The 26781-nt window shown below is 41.8% G+C and carries 15 protein-coding genes; 7 read left to right on the top strand and 8 right to left on the bottom strand.

What is annotated here, in order from left to right; all coding sequences use genetic code 11:
• Window positions 1-4 precede the first annotated feature (4 nt).
• Window positions 5-1327 (top strand): 1-acyl-sn-glycerol-3-phosphate acyltransferase, encoded by a 1323-nt coding sequence (locus tag FO442_RS07345; RefSeq protein WP_144332519.1) that lies wholly within the window; start codon window positions 5-7, stop codon window positions 1325-1327.
• A 78-nt stretch (window positions 1328-1405) separates the two neighbouring features.
• Here FO442_RS07345 and FO442_RS07340 read toward each other — a convergent pair whose 3' ends face one another.
• The 5 genes from FO442_RS07340 to hpt form a co-directional block, all read right to left on the bottom strand.
• Window positions 1406-1771 carry a fluoride efflux transporter FluC gene (locus tag FO442_RS07340; protein WP_144332518.1) on the bottom strand — a complete coding sequence of 122 codons (366 nt, stop codon included), beginning with the start codon at window positions 1769-1771 and terminating at the stop codon, window positions 1406-1408.
• Window positions 1768-2358: a phosphatase PAP2 family protein gene (locus FO442_RS07335; RefSeq protein ID WP_144332517.1), complete on the bottom strand. Its 591-nt coding sequence runs from the start codon at window positions 2356-2358 to the stop codon at window positions 1768-1770. The genes FO442_RS07340 and FO442_RS07335 overlap by 4 nt, the downstream gene beginning before the upstream one ends.
• Window positions 2351-3343, bottom strand: a complete 993-nt coding sequence (obgE, locus tag FO442_RS07330) for a GTPase ObgE (protein WP_144332516.1) — start codon at window positions 3341-3343, stop codon at window positions 2351-2353. Before obgE ends, FO442_RS07335 begins: the two co-directional genes overlap by 8 nt.
• A 193-nt stretch (window positions 3344-3536) precedes the next feature.
• On the bottom strand, window positions 3537-4109 hold the full coding sequence (locus tag FO442_RS18985) for an adenylate kinase (protein WP_144332515.1): 573 nt from the start codon (window positions 4107-4109) through the stop codon (window positions 3537-3539).
• Window positions 4110-4120: 11 nt separating this feature from the next.
• Window positions 4121-4690: a hypoxanthine phosphoribosyltransferase gene (gene hpt, locus FO442_RS18980; RefSeq protein WP_342777660.1), complete on the bottom strand. Its 570-nt coding sequence runs from the start codon at window positions 4688-4690 to the stop codon at window positions 4121-4123.
• A 155-nt stretch (window positions 4691-4845) separates the two neighbouring features.
• On the opposite strand from hpt, the gene FO442_RS07315 reads away from it, so the two are divergent.
• Complete coding sequence (locus FO442_RS07315) at window positions 4846-5991, top strand: 5-(carboxyamino)imidazole ribonucleotide synthase (RefSeq protein WP_246073828.1); 1146 nt, start codon at window positions 4846-4848, stop codon at window positions 5989-5991.
• A 92-nt stretch (window positions 5992-6083) separates the two neighbouring features.
• On the top strand, window positions 6084-10286 hold the full coding sequence (locus tag FO442_RS07310) for a PAS domain S-box protein (protein ID WP_144332514.1): 4203 nt from the start codon (window positions 6084-6086) through the stop codon (window positions 10284-10286).
• A gap of 186 nt (window positions 10287-10472) precedes the next feature.
• On the opposite strand, the gene FO442_RS07305 is transcribed toward FO442_RS07310, so the two are convergent.
• Entirely contained in the window at window positions 10473-11600 is a 1128-nt protein-coding gene (locus FO442_RS07305) for an ABC transporter permease (protein ID WP_144332513.1), read from the bottom strand.
• Between the two features lie 85 nt (window positions 11601-11685).
• The gene (rbfA, locus tag FO442_RS07300) at window positions 11686-12021 is read right to left on the bottom strand and encodes a 30S ribosome-binding factor RbfA (protein ID WP_144332512.1); all 336 of its coding nucleotides are present in this window, start codon (window positions 12019-12021) and stop codon (window positions 11686-11688) included.
• A 67-nt stretch (window positions 12022-12088) separates the two neighbouring features.
• On the opposite strand from rbfA, the gene FO442_RS07295 reads away from it, so the two are divergent.
• Window positions 12089-13927 carry an ABC transporter ATP-binding protein gene (locus tag FO442_RS07295; RefSeq protein ID WP_144332511.1) on the top strand — a complete coding sequence of 613 codons (1839 nt, stop codon included), beginning with the start codon at window positions 12089-12091 and terminating at the stop codon, window positions 13925-13927.
• Between the two features lie 122 nt (window positions 13928-14049).
• The gene (locus FO442_RS07290) at window positions 14050-16449 is read left to right on the top strand and encodes a choice-of-anchor L domain-containing protein (RefSeq protein WP_144332510.1); all 2400 of its coding nucleotides are present in this window, start codon (window positions 14050-14052) and stop codon (window positions 16447-16449) included.
• On the opposite strand, the gene FO442_RS07285 is transcribed toward FO442_RS07290, so the two are convergent.
• Entirely contained in the window at window positions 16441-17226 is a 786-nt protein-coding gene (locus FO442_RS07285) for an SDR family oxidoreductase (RefSeq protein ID WP_144332509.1), read from the bottom strand. The two genes, FO442_RS07290 and FO442_RS07285, sit on opposite strands and share 9 nt — an antisense overlap.
• Window positions 17227-17591: 365 nt before the next feature.
• Between FO442_RS07285 and FO442_RS07280 the strand changes: the two genes are divergently transcribed.
• Both FO442_RS07280 and FO442_RS07275 read left to right on the top strand, forming a co-directional pair.
• A complete protein-coding gene (locus FO442_RS07280; RefSeq protein WP_144332508.1) occupies window positions 17592-21560 on the top strand; it encodes a GEVED domain-containing protein in 3969 nt (1322 codons plus the stop codon).
• 302 nt (window positions 21561-21862) lie between these two features.
• Complete coding sequence (locus tag FO442_RS07275; protein WP_144332507.1) at window positions 21863-26767, top strand: T9SS type A sorting domain-containing protein; 4905 nt, start codon at window positions 21863-21865, stop codon at window positions 26765-26767.
• Window positions 26768-26781 lie beyond the last annotated feature (14 nt).

Below are 26781 nucleotides of genomic sequence, written 5' to 3'. Positions count from 1 at the left end.
CGTTATGCGTCCGTTTTATTTTTTGCTTAAAATATCTTTAAATATTTCATTCAGACTCTTTTACAAACGTTTTCTTGTATTAAACAAACACAAAGAACTATTCGGAAGTACCATTTATGTGAGTAATCACCCGAATTCATTTATGGACCCGATCATGATCGGGGCGATGAACCGGCCGATCGTTCACTTTATGACCCGATCAGACGTCTTTGTATGGTGGCTGAAACCCATTCTTTGGTCGGCTCATATGACCCCTATTTATCGTCAGCATGACGGCGGCGATATGAAAGGAAAAAATACCGATGTATTCAAAAAAGTAAATCAATCCTTGAAAATGGGGCGGAACATTCTGATTTTCGGGGAAGGTTTTACGGATGACACCCCGATCAGGGGGCTGAAACCGGTGAAAAAAGGTCCGATACGAATGGGTTTCGGTGCTCTGGAAGCAATTAACTGGAGCAAAAAGATCTACATTTCCGGCATTGGGATCAGTTATTCAGACCGGAATACCATTGGTTCGGAATTCGTCCTGGACAATGGTCCGAAAATTTGCCTGAACGATTACAAAGAAAGGTATCTCGAGAACCCGAATAAAGTCATTAATGAGGTCACAAAACTGGTTGAAAAAGACATGCAGCAATGCATTGTATATGTTGCCAAACCGACTCGTTATTCCTTGCTGGAGGGCATCATGCAAATCACCCGAAAAGGCTTCAACAATGCAAATCACGACGATCACATTCCACTGATCAAACGCTGGGAATATGCAAAAAAACTGGGGATTTGGATCAATGAAAATGTGACAGATGAAAGCACGGAGATCCTGGCACTTCAAAAGGACCTGGATGCTTACTTCAACCTGGAAAAACGCATGAAAGTCCAGGACCGTTTTGTCATTGCCAAACAACACCCGGAACTGGTAAGCACCTGGAACAATTGGCTTTATTTAATTTTAATGTGGCCTTTTGCACTTATAGGAACTATTCATGGGTTTATTCCATATATCCTATCCAAAAAACTGACTGAAAAGATCATGAAACGGAAAGTATTCTGGGGTTCCGTTAAAATGATGATGGCCAAAATCATCGGTTCTATTTACAATATCCCAATCATCATTTTGATCACCAAATGGTATCTGCCACATTGGTCTTTGGGTGTTTTGTACTATTTCATCACACCTGTTTTATGGCGGTTGAGCTATGAATATGCGCACCAATTCAAAGAAATACAAATCAAACGGAAAATGAAGTCCGTTGATTTGTCCAAGTTTGTTGAAAAACGTGCGGAATTAGCAGAACGAATCAAACAATTGATTCCTGTTGCGTAATCAACAATAAGAAGAATTCTATAAACATTTAGTGACGCGATTAATCGTGCCCACTAAATGTATCAATTAGTTCAAGTTTCAAACTAATTTTCGTCCCAGGTAAACCATCCCGATACAGAAACTGATAGAAATCAGGATATTCAGAACAGCGATCAACCACTGCCCGCCTTCCATCAGTTCCAGGTTTTCTTTTGCAAAAGTTGAAAACGTACTGAATCCTCCACAGATCCCGATGATCCAAAATGCCTGGAATGATTCCGCATTTGCAGGTTTTACTTTCATCAGAAGTACGAGAAAAACACCGAGTAATGCAGAAGCAAGCAAATTAGATACCAGGGTCGCTACAGGGAAAACAGATTTTGGAAATTGAAGAACCAATTGTGTGATCCCAAATCGCAATAAAGAGCCTATACCACCTCCCAGGAAGACATAAAAGACATTCATTTTACCTTTGTTTTATTTGAAAAAAAACGCTGATAGAATTTCCAAAATACAAAAGCCCACAAAACTCCCCAAATAATGCCACAAAGTACATCGGATAAGTAGTGCATCGTCAGATAAATTCTGCTCAAACCGATCAATGCCACGCAAAAGATCAGTACCCACTTCACTTTCGGGTAAAACCCGCGCAGGAAAAACCAGGCAAGTAACGCCACAGCAGCATTGTTGGACGCATGAGAAGAAAAGAAACCATACTTTCCTCCGAGATAGGTATGCCCGTCCTCCATAAAGTAATGGAGGTGCTTCTCCAGTAATAAATTATGAGAAGGGCGATATCGCATGATCGTATCCTTGAAAAAGAATGTGGTTGAACTATCTACAATAGCAATCATCACCAAAGCCATTCCCAAAAACAACAAGGTCGTTCTGAGCCCATAATTCTTCCAGATGAAATACAGGAGCAGAAAATAGAAAGGAATCCAGGTAGACGTCTTTGTCACGTACCAGAAAAATTGATCCAAAAATGGTGTATTCCAGCCATTTATTGCCAGAACAATGCTTCTATCAATGGATTCCAGGTAATCAAACATGGTTCAAATGCTTCCAGATCATATCTTTCAATTCAGTCAGTCCCTGCTGAGCCACGGAAGAAATAAACACATACGGGATCTTAGGTAAATCCTTACTGATTGCTTCTTTCAATTCGTCATCCAGCATATCCGACTTGGTAATTGCCAGTAAGCGTTCCTTGTGCAGTAATTCCGGGTTGTATTGTTTGAGTTCGTTTAGCAGTAATTTGTATTCTTCGTGAATATCGTCTGCATCTGCAGGAACCATGAAAAGCAAACACGAATTTCGCTCAATGTGGCGCAAGAAACGTAATCCCAGGCCTTTTCCTTCATGTGCTCCTTCAATAATTCCCGGAATATCTGCCATTACAAATGAACGGTAATCACGGTATTTCACAATTCCCAGGTTCGGTCTGAGCGTTGTAAACGGATAATCTGCAATTTCCGGTTTTGCTGAAGATAAAACAGAGAGCAGCGTACTTTTTCCTGCATTCGGTTTCCCAACCAATCCCACATCTGCCAAAATTTTCATTTCAAGGATCATCCAGCTTTCTTGTCCAGGTTCTCCGGGTTGTGCAAAGCGAGGCGTTTGATACGTTGATGATTTGAAATGATCATTTCCCAGACCACCGCGGCCTCCCGGTACCAGGATTTTTTCTTCCCCGTCTTCCGTGATCTCGAAAAGGGTCTCTCCTGTTTCGGCATCTTTTGCCAACGTACCGAGTGGAACTTCAATGTATTTATCTTCTCCCTGCGCTCCTTTTTGCAATTGGCCCGAACCATGTTCTCCATGACCCGCCTTCATATGCTTTTGGTACTTCAAATGAAGCAACGTCCACAATTGTTTGTTTCCGCGAAGAATAATATGGCCGCCACGTCCTCCATCACCTCCGTCGGGACCTCCCTGCGGAATATACTTTTCGCGTCGAAAATGCGCAGAACCACCTCCCCCGTTTCCGGAAGTACAGTGAATTTTCACATAGTCAACGAAGTTATCTGATGCCATAATTTTTCCTTTTATTGAAAAAGTTCAATCGTTCAAAAGTTTAAATGTTCAAATTTGATCACACTGAACCAAAGTTACTCGGAATCAGCCCAGTTACCCTCGAACTTTTTGAACTTTTGAACATTTCGATCCTCCATAAGACTTGAAAACCGCACTCTATTCGAATGCGGTTAACGTCCTGTGGGTTTTCGTATTATTTATTGTCTATTGCTGCGTACAATCTTTGTGAAATATCATCGATACTTCCGATTCCGTCTACTGCAATGTATTTTCCTTGTTTTTCGTAATAATCTTTCACCGGTGCTGTTTCGTTCTTGTAAACATTGATCCGGTTCTGAATCACTTCCGGATTTGCATCATCCGGTCTTCCACTTATCTCAGCACGTTTTTTCAAACGTTCACGCAATTCATCTTCGGCCACTTCCAACCCGATCATCATCGTAATTTCTGTATTGACAGATGCAAGAAATGAGTCTAAAGCCTGGGCCTGTGCATTTGTTCTCGGGAAACCATCAAAAATAAAGCCCTTCGCATTTTCATGTTTCAATACTTCGCTTTTAAGCATATCGATAGTCACCTCATCCGGCACCAAATTGCCCTGGTCCATATAGCTTTTTGCCAATAAACCTAATGCTGTTTCGCCTTTAATATTTGCACGGAAAATATCTCCTGTCGATAAGTGTACCAGGTTGTATCTGCCAATCAATCTTTCAGACTGTGTTCCTTTCCCTGCTCCAGGAGGGCCAAATAGTACGATGTTCAACATACGTTCTTCTTTTAATGGGATTCTTCTTCTCCCTTTAGTTGATAAATGTGTTCGGTATTTCTTCCCAATTCATTGTAATCAAGGCCGTAACCCACTACAAATTTGTTTGGAATCGAAAACCCGATATATGTTGGGGTATGTGTTCCTTTAAATGCTTCCGGTTTGAACAACAAGGTCGCTATTTCCAGACTTGCAGGTTTTTCAACCGACAATAAGGTAAACAACTTTTCCATGGTAATCCCTGTATCCACGATATCTTCCAGGATAACGACGTGTTTATTTTTAATCGATGTATTCAGGCCGATTACTTCGTCCACACGACCGGAAGAATGCATCCCCTGGTAACTACTCATTTTCACAAAGGTGATCTCACAGGAAGACCGGAAATATTTCATTAAATCAGCGGCAAACATAAATGCTCCGTTCAGAACGGCAATAAATACCACCTCTTTTCCGGTATAATCCTGCTCCAATCGCGAAGCTAATGCCGAAATCTCTGCCTGAATTTTTTCTTTTTGGATAAAAATCTCAAATAATTTATCGTTGAGCTGAAGCACTTTGTCGTCTAATTTTATGTGCAAAAGTAGGATTTTTGCGCCAATTATTGGCTTAAATCACAAAGAAATAGCTCAAATCGGATTATTTCGCCGAATCTTGTGCTACTGATCCGGTATATCTGTATTGAAATCACCTGACTTGTGAAATCAGATATGTTTAAACCAACTATCTTTGCAGTATGAAAAAACAATGGAACGGAAACACATACAAAGTCGGAATGCTCGGCGGCGGTCAATTGGGCCGGATGTTTATACAGGAAGCACTTAATTATGATGTTCATGTTCATTGTCTTGATCCGGATGCAGATGCCCCGTGCAGGTATTTGGCAACTTCTTTTCAACATGGCTCTCTGAAGGATTACGATACGGTTGTTCAGTTCGGGAGCAACAAAGATGTTGTTACCGTGGAAATAGAACACGTGAATGTGGAAGCGCTGCACGAACTGGAAAACAGGGGAATTAAAGTTTTCCCGCAACCCGGCGTACTGGCAATTGTCCAGGACAAAGGGTTACAAAAGGAGTTTTACCTGAAAAACAACCTTCCTACCGCTGAATTCATGTTAGTGAACGGAAAAGAAGAACTAATCTCTAAAAACATTCCTTTTCCGTATGTCCTAAAATGGCGAAAAGGGGGATACGACGGAAAAGGCGTTCAAATCATGAAATCCGCAGCTGATTTTGACCAACTGATTGACACTCCTTATGTTATTGAACAAATGGTTCCTTTTACCAAAGAATTGTCGGTTATTGTTGCCAGAAATGAAGCGGGAGAAAGTGTAGTCTATCCGACAGTAGAATGTGAGTTCAGCCCCGTTGCAAACCTGGTTGAGTTCTTGTTTTCACCGGCAGAAATCTCAGAGGAGGTGGAGAAAAAAGCACGTGAAATCGCATTGAAAGTAATTGATTCACTTCAAATGGTCGGTATTCTGGCGGTAGAACTTTTTCTTACTGCCGACGATGAAATCCTGATCAACGAAATAGCCCCCCGGCCTCACAACAGCGGACATCACACGATCGAATGCTGCTATACTTCCCAGTTCGAACAACATTTGAGAAGTATCGTCAATGCCCCGTTGGGTTCTACAAAACTAATCACACCCGGTGTGATGATTAATTTATTGGGAGAACCCGGATATGAAGGGATTGCAAAGTATGAAAACCTGGAACAGGTGATTTCCCGGGAAGGTGTTAGTGTTCATCTCTATGGAAAACAAACCACCAAGCCTTTTCGCAAGATGGGACACGTAACAATTTACGGTCCGGACCTGAATGAATTAAAAACAACCGGCAGAATCGTAGCTAAAGAATTAAAAATCAAAGCTTAAATACATTTATTTCTCTTTAATTACTACCTTTATCCCCCATTTAAGAACTATTGAAACTGCGCACACTTATTTTTGCATTCTCACTACTTGTATTGAGTCAACAACTTAATGCCCAGTTATATACATTTCAAGAATTCAATCACCAGGACGGTTTAAAAATCACTACCACCCTTACAACAACACAAGATGAGTTGGGGCATTTATTGATCGGAACCGACGGTAACGGAATTGTCCGGTTCAACGGGACTACTTTCGAGTCGATTCACAGTGCCAAAGGCCTCGACAGACCTTATCACGTCACAGGAATTTCTCTTATCAACGGCGAGCTGTATTTTTCTACGCTCTATGCCGGTGTTTTGAACTATTACAATAACGGGATCCATTTGTTCTACAAAATAAATCCTAAAGCAGAGGGTTCAGCTTTGCGCATCGCGAAATGCCAAAACAACCTTTCAATCATTACAAATAATTACCTCATCGTAACCGACCTGAAGGGCAAAGTCCTGATTAAAAAACCATATTTATCGGGTTACATCAGCAGATGTGTCCAATTATTGGAAACTCCATACGGAAATATACTGATTACCGACAAAGACTCCTATTTTATCAGTTCAACCGAAATCACACCATTAAGCAACTGGCTGAATTCACCGAAGGTAAATTTTAAGATTGCCTCCTATTATCAAAAGAAGCTGGTCTTGTTTGACGAAACGGGGAAAAATAAATATACGTATTACTTTTCCAATAACGGAAGTATTTTCAGACGGACTATTGATCCTTCGGGCTTTGAATTTTCCATCGATCCGATTGAAAATGTTACTTCCAAGAACAACCGCATTCTTTTCAACCATTCAGATAAACAGCTCTTTTCAATTGAAGACGACAAGTTGAAGCGAATTGCTCCCAACTACAATAAAGAGTTGGGAACTATTTACCATCTTTTTATTGATAACTCGGGAGATTACTGGATCAATACTTCCCAGGGAATTACCAAAGTGAGCATTGAACCGTTTACCAAGGTGAAGTTAAGCCCAATCTTTGAGGACAACCTGATCCTCCAGGTTTTTCGAACGCGCAATAATGAATTTTTATTGGGAAATGGAAAGAACGAGGTTTATTATGGGTCTTTGTATTCACCGGATTTTAAAGTCAAAAAGAATTTTCGGGCGAATCATATTTTAGAATGTCCGCTGGGAACACTGATTTGTTCGGAAACGGGAATCTTTGAATTAAAAGGAGGTGAAATCAGGGAAACAACGATTCCCGAACAACAGGGTAAGCGCATCAAGTTTGCTATTTGGGACGGGGAAAAACTATGGTTTGCCCCGGTTCAAAAAGGACTTTATTGCTATAATCCGAAGACCCGAACGAGCACTAAAATAAAAATGAAGTTCTCGCCGGATTACTTCTATTGCGGTCAGCAATCAGCTGACGGTAAATTCCTTTACCTGGGAACCAACGAGGGAATCCTAAAATTGAATCCTGCAACCAATGAAACCGATCACCTCTCTCATTTCAATGTTATTGGTTCCTATGTCGGAAATTCAACGAAGGACCTCTACGGGAACCTTTGGTTTACATTGGATCGTGGAATCGCTGGAATTGACCGAAATCACCACCTCATCATTATTGATGACCAAAAGATCTTGCCTTCCTATTTGTTTTACACCCTTTCTTCGGATAAACTTGGAAACCTGATTATCGGGACCAACCTGGGAATCCATATTCTCAAAATGGACAAAGCCGGGAAAGTTGTTTATCACAAGAATTACAACGAAAAAAATGGATTTCAGGGCTATGAGACCAATATGCGGGCTGTTTTTCAGGACGAAAACAAATCATTTGTCGGAACTTCAGAAGGCTTATTTCTGATCAATACGGAAATCTTAAAAAACTACCCGGTCCCGCCAAAACCTATCATTATCAAAGGTCGTCTTTTTCAAAATGGAGTGATCCGGGATGTTGATCAGGGAAAATACCTCACATTCAAAACCATTCTGTCAAAAAACAGCGGATTGGAATATTACTATAGGATCGGCGGTTATCATAAGTTTTGGGTCAAATTGAACAGTTCGGGTGAAATGAAACTACCTGAACTGGAAAATGGTTCCTACCGTTTGGAAGTACGATCGAGTTTTGACGGAATTAATTTTTCCGAGATTTCCCAATACCCGATCCATATCCACAATCCTATCTGGCAATCCAAGTGGTTCATTGTCATTATCATCCTGTTTCTCGGGCTACTAAATATCGGTTACCTTGAATGGACACGAACCGGTATGCGGATCAACCTTTATGAGATCAGTTACAATTCGCTGGATCCGAGATTTGTTCCAAAATTGCTTCTATTCGGTGCCTTAAGTAATGTGATCACCGGTTTGATCGTTTATTACTTCGTTGACAACAAACTTGGAAGCATAACAGCGAATTTTATTGCCAGTTCGGTTTTAGTTGTCGGGTATGCTACACATAAATTTTCGGGGCGCAGAAACCGTTTGGACAGGATTAACAGCCTGAGTTTATACTTTTCTCTGCTGGTGTTATTCGTACAATTTTTCTACCTGCTCTTTATCACCAATATCCATCCCTACCCGGTAATCGCAATTGTACTTATATCCAGTGCCTTACCTTACATGTTGAATAACATCCGGTCCATCATCATCATTTGCCTGCTTCAAATCTCTGTTTCTGTCCTGATGCTGATCTGGATTGAAAATCCTGTTTACAACAGTGTGCTTTTTATTCTGACGATGGGAGTTTCTTCCGCACTCACGGTAATGGTGACTTATTTGAGAAACGACTCCCTCGAAAAGCTGTTTTTCGTCAGTAACATTTTGAACAAAGGGAACATGATGGCAATTTCCTTCGATCAAAAGGGAATCATTACATATTGCAGTAAAAATCTTTCGAACCTGCTGCATATCGATTCGAACATGATAGTCGGGAAATCACTTTCTACCCTCAATCCTATCGTTGTTTCTGCTGAAATGCGTGAATTTTCACTGGGGGATGAATTTTCAGACGGAAAAATATTCCTGGTCCCGATGTATAACAAGAAGGGGGAAGTGATTTGGATCGAGTGGTCGTGCAAATACTTTTCCGATTCCGTTCGCGTGATCATGGGACAGGATGTGACTGAAAAACTGACTCTGACGACCAATTACCAGTCATTGGTGGAAAATGCGCACGACATGATCTTCAATACGGATATCGATGGAAACTTCACCTATCTGAATGAGATGAGCAGCAGAACTTTCGGTTATAAGAATGAAAACCTCGTTGGGAAAGATTCTGTGACGATCGTTCACCCGGAATACCGGGAAATCGTAAAAGATTTCTTCCGCAATCAAATTATTAACCGGATTCAAAATACGTACCTGGAATTCCCTATCCGGACAAAAGAAGGACGGATCATCTGGCTGGGACAAAACGCTTCCATCGTGTTTGAACCGGGATCCAGAAAACGCATCATCGGGTTTACTGCTCTTGCACGGGACATCACTGAAAAAAGAGCCAACGAATTATTGATCGAACAGCAAAACAAAGACATTACTTCAAGTATCAATTCAGCTAAACGCATTCAATACAGTTTATTACCCAAAGCTTCTGAAATTGGAACACATTTCGAAGACTATTTTGTGATCTTTAAGCCAAAGGATATTGTTAGCGGGGACTTTTACTGGACACATCAAACAGGGAACAAGCTAATCCTTGTATTGGCGGATTGTACGGGACATGGCGTTCCGGGAGCTTTTATGACTATTCTCGGAATCAATTTATTGAATCAATTGGTCATTGAACGGAAGATTGATGATCCTGCGCAAATTCTCAACGGATTGAACAGTGAATTGCACAAATTACTGCATCACGGAACCAATACGTTAACGACAGAGGGAATGGATGCACTGGTGGTCGTTTTTGAAAAAGATTCAATCCAATTTGCAACCAGCGGGGTTGCACTGATCCACATTCACCAGGAAGAATTTTTACTTTACCGATCAACTAAAATCGAACAGGATACGGAAATACAGATTTATGAAAACAGGCAAATTACGCTCACTGACAGAGATCAGTTATACCTGATAACAGATGGTTTCCAAAAACAGTTCGGATCTATCCGAAACAAAAAGTTCTCCTTCAAACGCATACGTGAATTGCTTGAGAAGATCAAAGTGGAATCGATGCCCTTGCAAAAAAAGTATTTTGAAAACGCTTGGTCCAATTGGTCGGAAGGGCATGAACAAACGGATGATATTACGATTATCGGATTGAAGAAATACCAGCCGAAGGATTAGGCTTATAGGTACCGTTGCTTTTTATGAGCCAGGACCAGAAAATGAGAACCGGTAAGTATATAAGCTATGCTTTGTAAACCTTTTAGTTAATTCGTTCATTCCCCTCAAAATCAATGAGCTAAATAACACTATTTAAAACCACATCAGTAAACCATTTAGTTAATTCGTTCACAAAAAGCCGCGGTATCAAATCCCGTCTATTGTCCGCTTAACCAAATAGCGCACCGGAAAATAAGACGACAACACACTCAAAATCACCACCATTGCAAAAATAAAGAGCACATCCTTCACCTGCAAAATCATCGGGAATGCTTCTCCACCCGAATTCGGCATTTGTAATAAAACAAACTGCATTTGCAGCAAACACACACCAACTCCCAAAACCAACCCGATCAGGATTCCTTTAAACGCAATTAAAATTCCCTCAAAAAAGAAAATCTGAAAAATGAATCGCTTCGTAGCACCAAAACGCTCCATGGTTTCGATATTTTCCTTTTTCTCTATGAACAACATATTGAGCGAAGCAACTAAGTTAAATGCGGCCAAAATGAAAATGAAAAGCAGGATTAAAACAACGATTTTCTTTTCGCTTTCACTTGTCTTAAAGATCAGCTCATTCTTTTCAGCCGCCGTTTTAATCAGGAATTTCTTTCCGAATTTAGCTACGAGGATCTCTTTAACGGATTCAATATTTTCTTTCTTAATGTGAAAATAAATAGCTGTTATATCTGTGCCGTAATTCAACTGAACTTCCGCATAGTTGATCGGGACTAAAAGATCAGACATATTCACATCCTTATTGAAATTCATTCTTCCTACCACCTTTAGTGGAGAAACTTTGAACGGACTTTTCAAACGCGCAATCGAAGCATCTCTCAAAGGAGTGTACAATGTCAATTCCTCGTAACCATCCATTTCCGAAATGTATCCGTCAATTTTGTCCAGCAAACTCGCTCCGATCACTGCAGTCGGCTCCCCGTTCTCTTCCAGGTATGGATAACCATCAACCAGGTGCTTTTCCAGGTTACAAGCCTCTGTAAAAGAATAATCCACACCTACCATTCGTGCGTTGATCCATTTTTTTCCATGTTTGATGATTACTGTTTCTTCAATGGCTTTGGAAAGGGAAATTACACCCGGAACTTTACGCAGATCGTTCAGGTTTACCGCAGTAGAATCGAAGGTTTTACCCTCCAGAGATCGCATCGAAATGGAAGGATCATAATCCGAATACAACCTGGAAACCATCTGTTCGATACCGTTGAAGGCGGATAAAATAATGACCAATGCCGCAGTGATAACAGCAATTCCCACAACCGAAACCCGCGTAATCCAATTGACGAGGTTGCGTTGCTTTCGGGTATACCGAAGGTATCTTCTTGCTATGAAAAACGAGACCTTAATCTTTCAATAATTTATCGATGGTTTCAGCATAATCCAATGAATCGTCAATGTAAAACAACAATTCCGGAATTTTGTGCATATTCTTCAAACGCTTCCCCACTTCCCCACGGATTTTGCGGGAATGCTGCTGAATATTTTCCAGGACTTCCTTTTTATCCGGACCGGCAAAAACAGATAAATAAATGCGTGCCAAAGACAGATCGGAAGTTACTCTTACAATCGTCACACTGACCATTGCGCCTAAGCAAATCTCCCGTGCATTACGTTGAAAATAAGTCGATAATTCCTCTTGAATTACGCCTTCAATTCGGTTTTGTCTAATTGAACTCATGCTGCAAAGTTAAGAATTGTAAACTCGTTCATACACAAAGGACAACAAAAACATATCTTTGTACTGCATGAAATCAATATTAGCATTCCATAAATACACATTTTCGTATAAAGCCCCGGCGATACTTACGATCTTTTACAACTTGTTGTTTGTGATATTCAACCTCATTTCCATGATCTTGTTTATCCCGTTCCTGCAATTGATTTTTAGACCCGGCCAGATCACTAATCTTCCAAAGCCCATTTATAATGGAGGTTTCACAGATTTTTTTATTTACTGCAAAGACCTTTACAACTATACCATGCAGGAAATGGTGAAAGAAGACCCGAAATATGCTCTGTTATTCGTTTGTATTTCTGTCCTTGTTGCCTTTTTCCTAAAAAATCTCACCCGTTATGGTGCAATTTGGTACCAATCTCAACTGCGAATGGCAGTGGTCCGAGATGTAAAGGACAAAATCTTTTCGAAAGCCATGAAACTTCCGCTTTCGTTCTATACAGAGGAACGAAAAGGAGATTTGATGTCGCGCATGAACAGCGATGTAGGAGAAATTGAAATTGCAGTAGTAGCTATCCTGGAATTAATCTACAGAGAACCCATTGCTATTATTATAACTGTCGGATCGTTGTTATATATCAGTCCGCAGCTGACCCTGATTTCCTTTATTTTGCTTCCGGTCTCTGCCTTTGTGATTTCACGGATCGGGAAAAGTTTGAAACGTACGGCTAAATTGCAGCAAGAACAAAACGGGATCGTTTTTTCCACCATTGAAGAGGCCTTGGGAGGAATCAAAATAATTAAAGCGTTCAATGCGATTCCATTCATGACGGAACGTTTCCGTAAGATCAACTTAAGGCATCAGCAATTAGTTACACGCACTTTCCGCAAAAAGGACCTTTCCCCACCTTTGAACGAATTCTTAGGAGCAGCAGTCATGATCTGCCTGGTTTGGTTTGGTGGAGTGATGATACTGAATAATGATGCGGACAGCCTCACCGGAGAAGAATTCATTACCTTCATCATTGTTTTCTCCCAATTATTGAGACCCATCCAGGGAATTGCAACAGCTGTCGGAAATCTCAACAAAGCAGAAGCTTCACGTGATCGAATCAATGAAATTCTAGACACCAATGAAAGCATTTACGAGACCGAAAATCCGAAAAAACTGCACGGACTGAAAAACGATATTAGATTGGAAGGTGTGAGTTTCAAATACAAAGACGAATGGGTTTTGAAGAATATCAATTTCGACCTGAAACGCGGTAAGACCATCGCTTTGGTTGGAGAATCCGGAAGCGGGAAATCCACTATAGCCGATTTGCTTCCCCGTTTTTACGATGTCAATGAAGGAGCAATCTACATTGATGATATCAATATCAAAGAATACGGATTGGAAGATTTACATAAAAATATCGGGATTGTTTCCCAGGAATCAATCCTTTTTAACGATACCGTGCGAAATAATATCGCCTTCGGAAGAGACGATGTTTCCATGGAACTCATTGTGAAGGCTGCCAAAATTGCACATGCAGACAGTTTCATCGATCAATTGGAGAACGGGTACGATACAGTGATCGGAGAACGGGGAAATAAACTTTCAGGCGGACAAAAACAGCGATTAAGCATCGCGAGGGCAGTTTTGAAAGATCCGTCCATTTTGATTCTGGACGAAGCAACTTCTGCTTTGGATACGGAAAGTGAACGCATTGTTCAGGGAGCTTTGGATGAATTAATGAAAGACCGGACTTCCCTGATTATTGCTCACAGAATGAGTACGATTATTAATGCAGATGAAATTTTAGTCCTGTCAAAAGGACAGATTATTGAGCGCGGAAAACACCGGGATTTAATCGCCCTGGGAGGAACTTATGCAAACCTATGCGGGCTTCAGGGAATATTCAATTGATTTTATGATTTTTTTTGACTGATAAATCATTGATTCCTACCGTTTAATCAGTATATTTCCATTTTGGTTCGCTTTTTGTATTTAGGCAAACAACTATTCCATTTACGGAACGTTATTTACATATGAAGCTAATTTGTCTTATAGCACTTCTTTTTCCTCTTTCCCTGATGGGCCAGCTGGTCACATCTCCTCAAAGTGCTGCTTCATTAGTTCAAAATACCTTGCTTGGTCCCGGAGTTACTGTTTCAAATATCAATTATTCCGGTGCTTCTGCTGCTCTGGGCAAATTTACCGCAAACGGCACCAACCTCGGAATCAATTCAGGAGTTGTAATCACAACCGGAACTATCGCGAACAACGGAAGCGGTCCGCAAGGACCAAATAATTCATCCAATTCAGGAGTGGATAATAATTATCCGGGTTTTGGGGCCTTAACTACCCAGGCCGGCGCGAGCACCTACAATGCCGCTATTCTGGAATTCGATTTCATTCCTTATTCCGATACGGTGCGTTTCAAATATGTCTTTGGTTCGGAAGAATACCCCGAATACGTTTGCTCCCAATTCAATGACGCTTTCGCATTTTTCATTTCAGGACCGGGAATCCCGGGAGGAACGGCGAACATGGCCAAATTGCCAAACGGCGCAACCGTAACTATTAACAACGTAAACGGAGGAAATCCGGGAGGAACCGGAAGTGGTATCGGAGCATGTGGCGCCAGCAACCCGGCGTATTTCGTCAATAACGGAAACGGAAACCAAAGTCCTTATAACGGGTCATCTTCATACATTCAGTATGACGGATTTACCAAAGTATTGGAAGCTGTTTCCAAAGTTCAATGCGGACAGACTTATCACTTAATCATTGCCATTGCAGATGCCGGAGATGGAATTTTCGACTCGGGAATTTTCCTTGAAGCAAACAGTTTGACTTCCAAAGTTCCGGTTGAAGTAGATTATGTCATGTCATTCGACGCTTTCAATGATGGAGTGACCATGGCCGAGGGATGCGTATCTACAACCGTTACCTTAAAACGGAACGGATCAACTGCAAGTGCAACTACAGTTCCGATTACCGTTGGTGGAACCGCTACCGAAGGTGTGGATTACACGAGTATCCCAAATTCTGTTACTTTTCCTGCCGGTCAAAATACCGTTCAATTCACATTCAATGCCTTAGCTGACGGACTCACGGAAGGAGTAGAAACCATTGATTTGATTTTTGCAGTTCCGGATCCATGTGGCGGATCTAATCCTTTAGAGCTTCACCTCAAGATCGATGATATTCAGCCGGTTCAGGTAACTGTAAATTCAGTGGATAAACTTTGCCCGCAAGATGAGGCAGAATTGACAGCAGTTCCCAGCGGCGGATCAGGTCCGTATACCATTCTCTGGAGCACGGGTGAAACCACGGCTTCCATTACAGTCAATCCTCCCGCAACGCAAAACTATACGGTTTCGGTTACCGATGCCTGCTTGCATCAGACAGCGAATGCTGTTGGAACGGTCACTGTTCCGGTCTATCCGCCAATTGGCATCGTAACAACTCCGGATATTACAGAAATATGCCCTTACGTACCAAAAGAATTAACTGCGCAAATTAGCGGCGGTGCAGGGAATTTTGTTTATTCATGGCATCTTGCCAACGGTACAGTCCTGGGAACAAATGATACCCTGGATGTGATCCCAAGTACCAGTACGATGTATTATGTTGAAGTAACCGATCAGTGTGGTGTTTCATCCATCGACAGTGTCATGTATACAATTACAAGTCCTCCTTTGGTATTGACCATGTCACCGAATCAGATTATTTGTCCGGGAGACACAGTTCCGATCAGTGTGAGTGCAACAGGCGGGTATGGACAATATTTTTACGATTGGTTTCACAGCGATGAAACAACTGCTCAGGTGTTTGTAAATCCATACACAACTACTTCCTATACGGTTTCCGTTTCGGATGAATGTCAAACTTTCACCGTTGAGGGAACAACTACCGTAACAGTTATTGAACCAGTTGCAAATTTTATTATTTCGAGTCATCTCTTATTTGAGGATTTACCGATTACATTTCAAAACCTGACCGTCGGAGGAAATACCTACGAATGGGAATTCGGTGACGGGCAGACCTCTACCCTGGTTCATCCCAATAATACGTATGATGTTCCGGGAACTTATTATGTCACGCTTATCGCGACCAATTACCTCGGTTGCAAGGATACTATAGTGAAACCGATAACTATCCAGGAAGAATATTGGATCTATGTTCCAAATACCTTTACTCCTGACGGAAACCAGTTCAACAACACCTTCAAGGCATCCATGATTAACATCCGGGATGTGGACGTGACAATTTATGATCGCTGGGGACAACTGGTTTTTCATTCCAACAGTATTCGCTGGGAATGGGACGGAACGTACAAAGATTTGCCCGTTCCGGACGGAACATATACCTATAAGATCAAGTACACCTCCAGGTCAAATATCTCTGATGAGATTGTCGGTCACGTAAATGTCTTAAAGTGATTTCGTTCTTCCTCCGTCAACAGGAATGTTAATCCCATTGATGTAGCTTGCCGCAGAAGATGCCAGGAATGCAACAGCAGCTGCAATCTCTTCGGGCTTGGCAATTCGCTTCATTGGCGATTCGTCAGCCATTTCCTCAAAAATAGCATCTACCGAATCCCCGGTCTTTGCAGATTTATTTGATGCAATTTCCTGAAGCCGGGTCGTATTTGTTGCCCCCGGAAGTACATTATTTACAGTGATATTGAATTGTCCCAATTCATTTGCAAGGGTTTTGCTCCAATTCCCAACTGCCCCACGGATGGTATTCGAAACTCCCAATCCCGGAAGAGGCTGTTTTACACTGGTAGAAATAATATTCACTATTCTGCCTCCACCCAATTTTTTCATTCCGGGAACCACAGCCTGAACCAGAATATGGTTACAGATCAGATGCTGATTAAAGGCTGCCAAAAACTCGCTGATGTCCGCGTCAATAATTGGCCCTGCTTTCGGTCCGCCGGTGTTGTTAATTAAAATATCGATCCCTTTTCCCTTGGAGATGTAATCCGTAATCTTGTTTTTTAAATCAGAAGGATTGGTAAAGTCAACCACCAGGTAATCATGTACTTGCCCGTCTTCCTGAGAAAGTTCTTCCTTCACCTGTTTCAATTTTTCTTCATTACGAGCCAGTAAAACCACATTGGCACCCATTTCAGCCAATTTCAATGCAACCGCTTTTCCGATACCCTGCGTGCTTCCAGCCACAAGAGCAACTTTACCGTTTAATTCTTTCATAAGAAACAAAATTAATCATTCTGTGCTTCTTTACACTTTTTTAAAAAGGCAATTTTACTTTCAAAAAGCGGGATCTTCTTTCCTGATTTTAACAAAACGATAAACCAGATTTTTTCAATTGTAAATGTTATTAATTGATAGATCAAGCAATTTTTTGTTAAATAAACAACTTGTTGATAAAAAATTCATGTTCTGTTAATCGACGAAATGGTCATTGGAACCGATAGAATATTCATTCGGAGATACTAAATGCAAAAAAAAGAACATTTTTCGCCAGCTAACAAACTCAAATACCAGCAGTTAAAGCCAGCATTAACATTTTTTGGAATATCCGTTTTGCATACTTTTGCTGGAAACTGAAGATTATGAATAAAAAATTACTCTGGCTGGGTTTATTCTGCCTATTTAGCTGTTTTATATACGGCCAAACGGTGATAAACACCACACATCCAAACAACAACGGAAATGGATCCGTTACGTTCAATGTTCAAAACACCAATGCTTTTGATATCATTATTACCGATGTCCAATGTCATTTAGGGACTACTACAACGAATAATATTGAACTGCTTTATCGTACGACACCTTTTGTTGACAATGCGGCACCCTGGGATTTTGGAACCGTAGGATCAGGACAAAACGGGTGGATTTCTGCCGGAACCGGAGTTGTTTCCAATTCCAACACAGCAAATGGGATCGTTACTTGCCTTTCTTCTTTGTCCTTAACCATTCCTGCAGGAGCGACTTACCAACTTGGCTTGTCAGCAACAACTATGCAATATTCGACCCTTACTTCAGGTGCCGGAACAAACACCTTTAGCGGTGGCGGTGTTAACTTGTTAACGGGCGATGGAATTTCATGGGGAGGAACAGTGTACCCTTCCACTCCTGCGAATTATCCGCGAGGTTTGATCGGTGGGATTACATTCATTCCTGCCGTACCTTGTACTTCACCTCCGACTGCCGGTACCGTTTCTGCGGCAAACAATCCAATCTGTCCTTCTGTAAATAATACCCTTTCCATTTTGGGAGGAACAGGAGGAACAGGACAAACCTATCAATGGCAAAGCTCTTTAACGGGTGCTGCAGGTACTTTTTCCGATATTTCAGGCGCAACGAACAGCACGTATATTTCCAACCAAACTGCGGACACTTATTACCGTGTTTATATGACTTGCGGAGGATTGTCCGATACAAGTGCCGCTCTTCTTGTCACTACCAGCAATTTTATTAACTGTTACTGTAACAGTAATTCTACCAGCACCGCCGATGAAGAAATCTTAGGGGTAAGCATTGGTACTTTAAACAATACTTCTACCTGTTCAACGACCGGTGGAGCTGGTTCCATGCAAAACCAGTATTCCAATTACACGGCGCTTCCTGCACCGACCCTTGCACGAACAGTTAATTACAACTTAAATGTTCAGGTAGGAACCTGTGGCGGAAACTTTAGCAATATGACGAAAGTATACATTGACTACAATCAAAACGGACTGTTTTCAGATCCTGGAGAAGAAGTATACGCATCTGCAACTGCCACTGTTGGCCCTCACAATGAAATCGGAACTGTTTTAATTCCATTAACTGCAACTCTTGGAACTACACGTATGCGTGTTATCACGGTTGAAACAACGGTTATCGGAAACATCACACCATGCGGAACGTATACCTGGGGAGAAACAGAAGATTATTTTGTAAATATCGCTCCGGCTCCAACATGTCCTCAACCAACCGGTTTGACAAATCTTGGAGCGACAGATACGGAAATCGATCTTGGCTGGACTGTAGGAGGAGCTGAAACTTCCTGGCAAATTCAATATGGCCCTCCGGGATTTGTACTTGGAACGGGAGATTCTGTTGTAGCAACTACGAATCCTTTTACACTGACCAATTTGACTCCGAACTCATTCTACCAGGTGTATGTGTTGGCGATCTGCTCATCTACAGACTCATCTTACTATACAGGTCCATTAACATTTAACACGTATAACCAGGGAATCTATATCGATTGGTCTAATGATTGTCCTACTGGTGGATTTATAGATATTTCCGGTACCGGAACAAATACAAATACAACTGATGACTCTGAATTCGGATTAACATTGCCATTCCCGCTTCTGTATCAGGGATCTTTAATCAATGATATCACGATCGGAAACAACGGTGGAGTCGTATTGGGTTCTCAGAGTGCTCAGGTTGGCTACACGATGGTGGCAGGAAATGGGTTATATCCATATGTTCAGGATTTGAATACTCCTTATGACGGTGTTTATTACGAAACAGTCGGAGTTGCTCCAAACCGTAAATTCATTGTGATGTGGTCAGATGTTGCACACTACTTCTCTTCATTGGGTACAGACGGAACTACTTTCGAATTAATCATCGAAGAGGCGACAAATGAAATCTATTTTGTTTACGAGGATGTAAATCACGATAACGCCTCTTATAATAATGGTGCCGATGCAGAAATTGGTGTTCGTGGTACTCAGAATATTAACGTGTCAATGAATAGTTCTGCTTACCTGCAAGACAACTCATGTGTCCATTTTTACTACACGGATTGTCCGAAACCTCAAAACTTCGTAACGACATACTTAGGCGCGGATGAAATCCAATTTGGCTGGACTGTTGGTTCTTCCAACGAAACAAACTGGATCATCGAATACGGTCCTCAGGGATTCACTCCGGGTACAGGAACCATTTTAAATGAAACAAACAGCTTCTCAAGTATTTCGTCTTTGACGCAATTAACGGATTACACGATCTACATTTACGCAAATTGTGCAAACGGCGATACTTCTTTGGCATTGGTTCATGATTTCACAACACTGCCGTATTGTTCTAACCCTGCATCAATCAACGGAACATCGGATCCGGATTCATTGGAGTTAACATGGGCATGGACAGCATCCAGCCCTGTTTTCCCGATCCAATCATTCAATATCCAATATGGAATGACAGGTTTCCAATTAGGGTCAGGAACAATCGTAGCTGCGAATGGTGTTGATCTGTCGGATACCATTTTCGACTCGAATCTAATGGGGTCAGGAGTTTACCAGGTTTACATTCAGGCTGTTTGTACAACGGGCGATACTTCCGCCTTCTCCGGACCTTTCACGATTATTATGCCACTTACAAATGATATTGTTTGCAGCCAGGAATCACTCCAATTAGGTCAAACATATACCTTTAACAATAACGGTGCTGCGGTTTCTCTAAACGAAACCAACATTGCTCCTGCCGCAACGGGTGCTCAAACAACTGATGGATGGGTAAACTCTACCCTGAACGGAACATTGTGGTATACATTCGTAGCTCCTGCATCCGGTTCGGTTCGAATCAACTCAACCGCCATTGCGTACAACGGTCAGGCCGCCGTTTACTCCGCTGTAAACTGTGCTGACTTCAATACATTTACGTTCATTGCAGCAAATGATGATGAGATTGATGGTACAAGTTTAGCTCCGAACTTTACAGTTTGCGGCTTAACTCCAGGTTCAACCTATTACATCATGTATGATAAGTTTGACGGAACATCAGGTAACTTCAGTCTGAATGTGTCGGGAATTGTTCTGGAAGGTGGATCCGCTCAACCGGTAACCGAAGTTTGTACGGGAACGGTGGTTGATCTGTTCACTACCATTACCGGTAACAATACCGGTGGTATCTGGTCATCTTCGATTGCAGCGGTTAACGCAAGTATTAACGGTTCTATGTTCAATACTGCAGGACTTGCATACCAAACCTTCGATTTACAATACCGCGTAACAGATGGTTGTGCTTACGATTCCATCATATCACAAGTGAAAATTTATCCGTTGTCCAATGCCGGACAAGACGGTTCTATTACTGCATGCAAGAACGAACCGATAGATTTGTTGGCAGGATTGAACGGAAATGCCGATTTGAACGGTGATTGGTATGACCCGTCGGATATCCTATTACCGAACTCTCAAATTACCACTGCAAATTTCCCGGGTCAATACAATTATGACTACGTCTCAGGGAACGGTATTTGTCCGGATGACACTGCAAATGTGGTGGTTACAGTTAGTACAAATTGTAACTGGTTGTCAGTCGATGAAGCCGCATTGGAACAAATTTCGGTTTACCCGAACCCATCCAGCGGAATTGTCTTTATAGAATCATCATTCGCCACAGGTAATTTTAACCTGGTTGTAACGGATGTAAATGGGCGGGTGATCCAAACAGGTCAGAATACGATCTCTGCCGGAATGAATACCGTAAATCTGAAAGATGTCGAAAGAGGGACTTACTTCTTCACACTTTCAAATGAAAACGCTCAAAAAGTAATCAGAGTAGTAATCCAATAACCAGATTAACATGATAACAAACAAAAACCCTTCCTGTTCAGGAGGGGTTTTTGTTTTAAAAACGGTTATTTTTTTTGAACTTGTTCGTTTCTTAAAATCAATTCAAAAAAAAATTTTCTATCAAATTGTTTCTTTAGTCGAATTAAGAAAATAGTTTGTCGAAAAAAATGATCGTTTTAGCTGAAAAAAAGAGAAAATTTCGTAACTTACATTAACATTTATTGATAAATCATTTATCAATTTGGTCTGGCTCTCTAAAATCGGCGTTAACAAACAAATTACTTTTGCTTAAACTGAATTTTATGAACAAAAATTACTACCAAATTTTCTCTATGCTTATGCTATGGGCGATGGTCCTATTTGGAGAACATGCCCGGGCGCAGGTATCGGGTTACGCTTTTAACCAATTATCGGGAACTTATACTCCAATCACCGGAGGTACCGTTTTTGGAACCACAACTTCTGACGATCAGCGATTTGTTGATCCTGCTACTCCTGCGGGAGGAACAACTCTTACAGGTGTGGGAATTCCAATCGGGTTTAACTTCACATACAACGGGATTGTATTTGATCGATTGGCAATCAACAACAACGGTTGGATTTCATTGGGACAGTCTTCATTGACCCCATCTGTAGATATTGCCTCTTCCAGCTCATACACTGCCTTGTCGTCAACAGCAACCAACACCCCATCACTATTACGAAACCGTATTGCGGGGATAGCACGTGACTTACAAGCTCAGACAGGTGCAGAAATTCGTGTAGAAACCATTGGAACTGCTCCAAACCGTATCTGTGTAGTACAATGGACAAATTACAAACGTTTCGGTACAACCGGAACAGGAGATGCACTTAACTTTCAGATTCGTTTATTTGAGACCTCCAACTATGTTCAGGTGATGTACGGATCCTGTACATTCGGTACCAGTTCTTCTACGAATACACATGTTGGACTTGGGGGTACAACCGCAACAGACTTTAATAACCGAACTTCTACAACCTCTTGGCTCGCTACAACAGCTGGTACTACAAATGCCCAGGGAATTACTCTAGGCTCTACCGTAACAGCTCCGTCGTCCGGTACTTATTTCATTTGGGGAGCCGCTCCGGCTGTTCCACCAGCGCCTACACAAGCTGTCGGAACTCCAACCTGTTCCGGAGGATCAGATTTAACAGTGACAGGATCTCCTGCTAATACGGACGAAATCTGGTACTGGCAAACAACACCAACAGGAACCAGCACCACAGACCCTGCTTCATCTCCATGGACTGTCTTTGCAAACGGTACCTATTATGTACGTGCATTTAATACACTTCTTAATGCATGGTCTACTGAATCTTCTATTACGGTAACCAACTTCCCGGTTGCTCCAACACCTCCGGCACCGGTTGCTTTGGCAAATCCCGCTTGTGTCCCAGGAACAACCATTTCGGTTCCGGCAGCACCAGTTGGTACCGAATATTATTGGCAGGGAACTACATTAAACGGTTCTAGCAACACAGAAAGTGCTGCTACACCCTATAATGTTACCACAACAGGAACTTACTATGTAGCTGCTTTTGAAACAGCTACTCAATGCTGGTCACCAACAAGCGGTGTTACAGTTACAGTTGACAGCCAAATTCCAAACGATCCGACTGTTAGCAATCCTTACTTAAATATTTGTACGGGAGCTACATCAGGTCTGATCTCTGCAACAACGACATCGAATTCACCAGGTTCATTGTCTACAACTTCCGCAGGTGGAAACGGTTGTGGCGGCGGTGCAATGTTCAATATCACAACGAATGCAAACCCGGTGAACCTAACAAGTCTGGATATCATTCCAAACGTTAACGGAGCTCAAACTGTTGAGGTTTTTTACAAGACCGGTACTTATTTGGGAAGTGAAACGACTGCAGGAAATTGGACTTCCATGGGAACTTACCCGATTACAGGAACTTCAGGAACACCAGTGAATGTCGATATTGCAGATTTGCTAATCCCAGCTTCTTCCCTTTACGCTATCTATGTAAACTATGGAGCTCAATATACGACTGTATCAGGGGCAACAAACTATACTAATGCAGACATGACAATTACTGCAGGTGCAGGATTATGTTCACTTTTCGGTGGAGTTAATGCCAACAGAGCTTTCAATGGTACGGTTAATTACACCATTCCTATGCCTTCTTCTGCTACTTGGTTTGATGCTCCAACAGGAGGAAACGTAGTAGGAACCGGAACTCCGTTTGAAACAGTGGGTTCTTCCGTACTTCCAACCGCAACTAACGGATCATATGATTTCTATGTAGCTTCTACACTTGGAGGATGTTATAGCGCAAACCGCGAATTGGTAACTGTAAACGTAAATCCTGTGGTTGTTTATTTGTCACCGATTGATATTTCCTGTAACGACTTGACGGATGGTTCTTTTGCTCTTGACAGTATAGATTGTGGTACTGCTCCATTTATGTATTCTGTTAACGGAGGTCCTTTCGGTGCGATCCCGACAAACCTTACAGCAGGCACTTATTCGATTGTTGCGCAAGATGCAACCATGGCGCTTAGTGCTCCTAACACGATCGTAGTGACTGAACCGGGCGCTCCTCAAAACCTGAATGCTCTGAATGTAACGTATTTTAACGGTCAGTTAACATGGACACCTCAAGGAAGTGAAACGACCTGGAATGTGGAGTATGGTCCAGCAGGATTCACTCCGGGAACAGGAATAATGGTCCCTGCAAGTAATGACACCATTGCTATTTCAGGATTAACAGAAAATACAGCATACGAGTTTTATGTTCAGGCTGGCTGTATTGCTACATCTGATTGGGCAGGACCGTTCGCATTTAGCACAGATCCGGGATTCCTTGCATGGGATAATGAGTGTCCTACAATGGGATTCTTTGATATTTCAGGAACGGGAACGGATTTGAACTTAACAGATGACTCGGAAACAGGTATCACGCTTCCTTTTGCATTCCCTTACCAGGGAGGTTCCATCACGGATTTAACGGTTGGAAACAACGGCGGAATTCAGCTTGGGACACTTTCAGGTGCTGTAGGTTATGGCGGAAACATGACAACCATCACTGGTGACTATTTGTTCCCATGGGGTGATGATATGGATGACGAAACCGGAAATGTATACTACCAGGTGACCGGAACAACTCCGAACCAGGTGGCTATTTTCCAATGGAACAATCAGAACAACTTTAGTAATGGTGCCGGTACGGTTACATTCCAAATCCAGATGTATGAAGCAACCGGAGAGATTTACTATGTCTATGACGATGTGGTATTCGGTGGATCCGAAACAGCAGACGATTATGCAGGAAACGCTGACATCGGTTTGTCAGGTCCTACAACGGATATCAATGTCTCTAATAATAGCCAGACATACCTGCAAAACAATTCATGTGTTCACTTCTATTACGCATTATGTCCGAATGTTCAAAACATGATCGTGATACCGGCAACGGATGACGCGCAGTTAAACTGGGATCCGGGACTTTACGGAGAAACTTCATGGACACTCGTTTATGGTTTGGAAGGGTTTGATCCTTCAATTCCGGGACAGGCAATCGATACATTGGAATTGACGACATCTGATACCAATTTCGGATTTACATTAGATCAAATGACTACTTATGATGTATATATTTACTCAGAGTGTCAGGCAGATAATTTGACTTCCGACGGATTCTTCGTACAATTTACTACATTACCTAATTGTTCCGATATTACAACACTTGCTGGAACCACAGACATTGATTCTCTTGAATTGACATGGAACTGGAACCAATCAAGCCCTGTATTCCCTGTAACAGGATTCAATGTTCAATACGGAATGAACGGGTTTGCTCTAGGAAACGGAACAATCGTTTCTGCATCAGGTATTGACTTTTCTGATACGATCTTTGATGCATCACTAATTGCTTCAGGCGTTTACCAGGTATATGTTCAGGCAGCATGTGCCGGTACAAATGACACTTCCAACTGGGTAGGACCTATTTCGGTTGTGATGCCTGCAACGAACGACATCGTTTGTGATCAGGAAGCCCTGCTTTTAGGTACGGATTATACATTCAATACAACCGGAGCAACCGTTTCTCTTAATGAAACGAATATTGCACCTCCGGCTACCGGTTCTCAACAAACCGACGGATGGGTGAACTCAACCTTAAACGGTACGCTTTGGTATTCTTTTGTTGCTCCTGCAACCGGTCAGGTACGTATTGACGGAAGTGCGATCAATTTCAATTCACAGGCTGCTGTATATTCAGCGACAAACTGTGCCGATTTCAACACATTTACGTTATTAGCAGCAAATGATGATGCGATCGGAGGAACCAGTCTCGCACCGAATTTTACGATTTGTGATCTGACACCAGGAAACACTTATTATCTGATGGTAGATAAATTTAATGCTACCAACGGTAACTTTGCAATTCGTATTTCCGATATCATTCTGAATGCAGGTACTGCAAATCCGTTAACAAACGTATGTGTCGGTGATACTGTAAACCTATTCAACACTATTTCGGGCTACAATACCGGCGGTGTTTGGTCATCGTCCATCCCAGCAGTGAATGTCAGCATCGTTGATTCCTTGTTATTGTCAGATGCCATTGCTTTCAATACGTATAACATCCAATATCGTGTAACAGACGGATGTGCGTATGATTCAATCATCTCTCAAGTGAAGATTTATGCGCCTTCTAACGCGGGACAAGACGGTTCAATTACGGCATGTAAAAACGAGCCGATCGACTTATTGGCAGGATTGAACGGAAATGCGGATTTGAATGGTAACTGGTTTGATCCGTCAGACAGTCCTATTCCGAGCTCACAAATAATAACAGCAAACTTCCCTGGTCAGTATAACTACGATTATATTTCAGGAAACGGAGTTTGTCCGAATGATACTGCAAATGTGGTGGTAACAGTTGGAACATGTGATTACTTGTCAGTAGAAGAAAGTGCTTTGGAAGAAGTATCGCTTTATCCAAACCCTTCTACAGGTGTTGTATTCATTGAATCAACATTTACAGGAAACTTTGATTTAGTTATTACAGATATCAACGGTCGTACAATTCAAACCGGAACAACTATTCCTTCCGGAACGAATACAGTGAACTTGAAAGAAGTTGAAAGAGGTACTTACTTCTTTAAACTTTCTACTGAGAACGCTGAAAAAGTATTCAGAGTGGTTATTCAATAAAACCATTCGGAACT

This window comes from Fluviicola chungangensis (assembly GCF_007558725.1).
GTDB classification, from domain to species: Bacteria; Bacteroidota; Bacteroidia; order Flavobacteriales_D; family Crocinitomicaceae; genus Fluviicola; species Fluviicola chungangensis.
Note: the sequence above shows the minus strand (reverse complement) of the source record. Positions and strands in the feature narration are given on the sequence as shown.

Coding starts and splice junctions, on each gene's coding strand:
- FO442_RS07335 (WP_144332517.1), bottom strand. CDS start 2,358: ATGTTTGATTACCTGGAATCCATTGATAGAAGCATTGTTCTGGCAATA.
- rbfA (WP_144332512.1), bottom strand. CDS start 12,021: ATGAGTTCAATTAGACAAAACCGAATTGAAGGCGTAATTCAAGAGGAA.
- FO442_RS07280 (WP_144332508.1), top strand. CDS start 17,592: ATGAATAAAAAATTACTCTGGCTGGGTTTATTCTGCCTATTTAGCTGT.
- FO442_RS07285 (WP_144332509.1), bottom strand. CDS start 17,226: ATGAAAGAATTAAACGGTAAAGTTGCTCTTGTGGCTGGAAGCACGCAG.
- FO442_RS18985 (WP_144332515.1), bottom strand. CDS start 4,109: ATGTTGAACATCGTACTATTTGGCCCTCCTGGAGCAGGGAAAGGAACA.
- FO442_RS07295 (WP_144332511.1), top strand. CDS start 12,089: ATGAAATCAATATTAGCATTCCATAAATACACATTTTCGTATAAAGCC.
- FO442_RS07340 (WP_144332518.1), bottom strand. CDS start 1,771: ATGAATGTCTTTTATGTCTTCCTGGGAGGTGGTATAGGCTCTTTATTG.
- FO442_RS07290 (WP_144332510.1), top strand. CDS start 14,050: ATGAAGCTAATTTGTCTTATAGCACTTCTTTTTCCTCTTTCCCTGATG.
- obgE (WP_144332516.1), bottom strand. CDS start 3,343: ATGGCATCAGATAACTTCGTTGACTATGTGAAAATTCACTGTACTTCC.
- FO442_RS07275 (WP_144332507.1), top strand. CDS start 21,863: ATGAACAAAAATTACTACCAAATTTTCTCTATGCTTATGCTATGGGCG.
- FO442_RS07345 (WP_144332519.1), top strand. CDS start 5: ATGCGTCCGTTTTATTTTTTGCTTAAAATATCTTTAAATATTTCATTC.
- FO442_RS07315 (WP_246073828.1), top strand. CDS start 4,846: ATGAAAAAACAATGGAACGGAAACACATACAAAGTCGGAATGCTCGGC.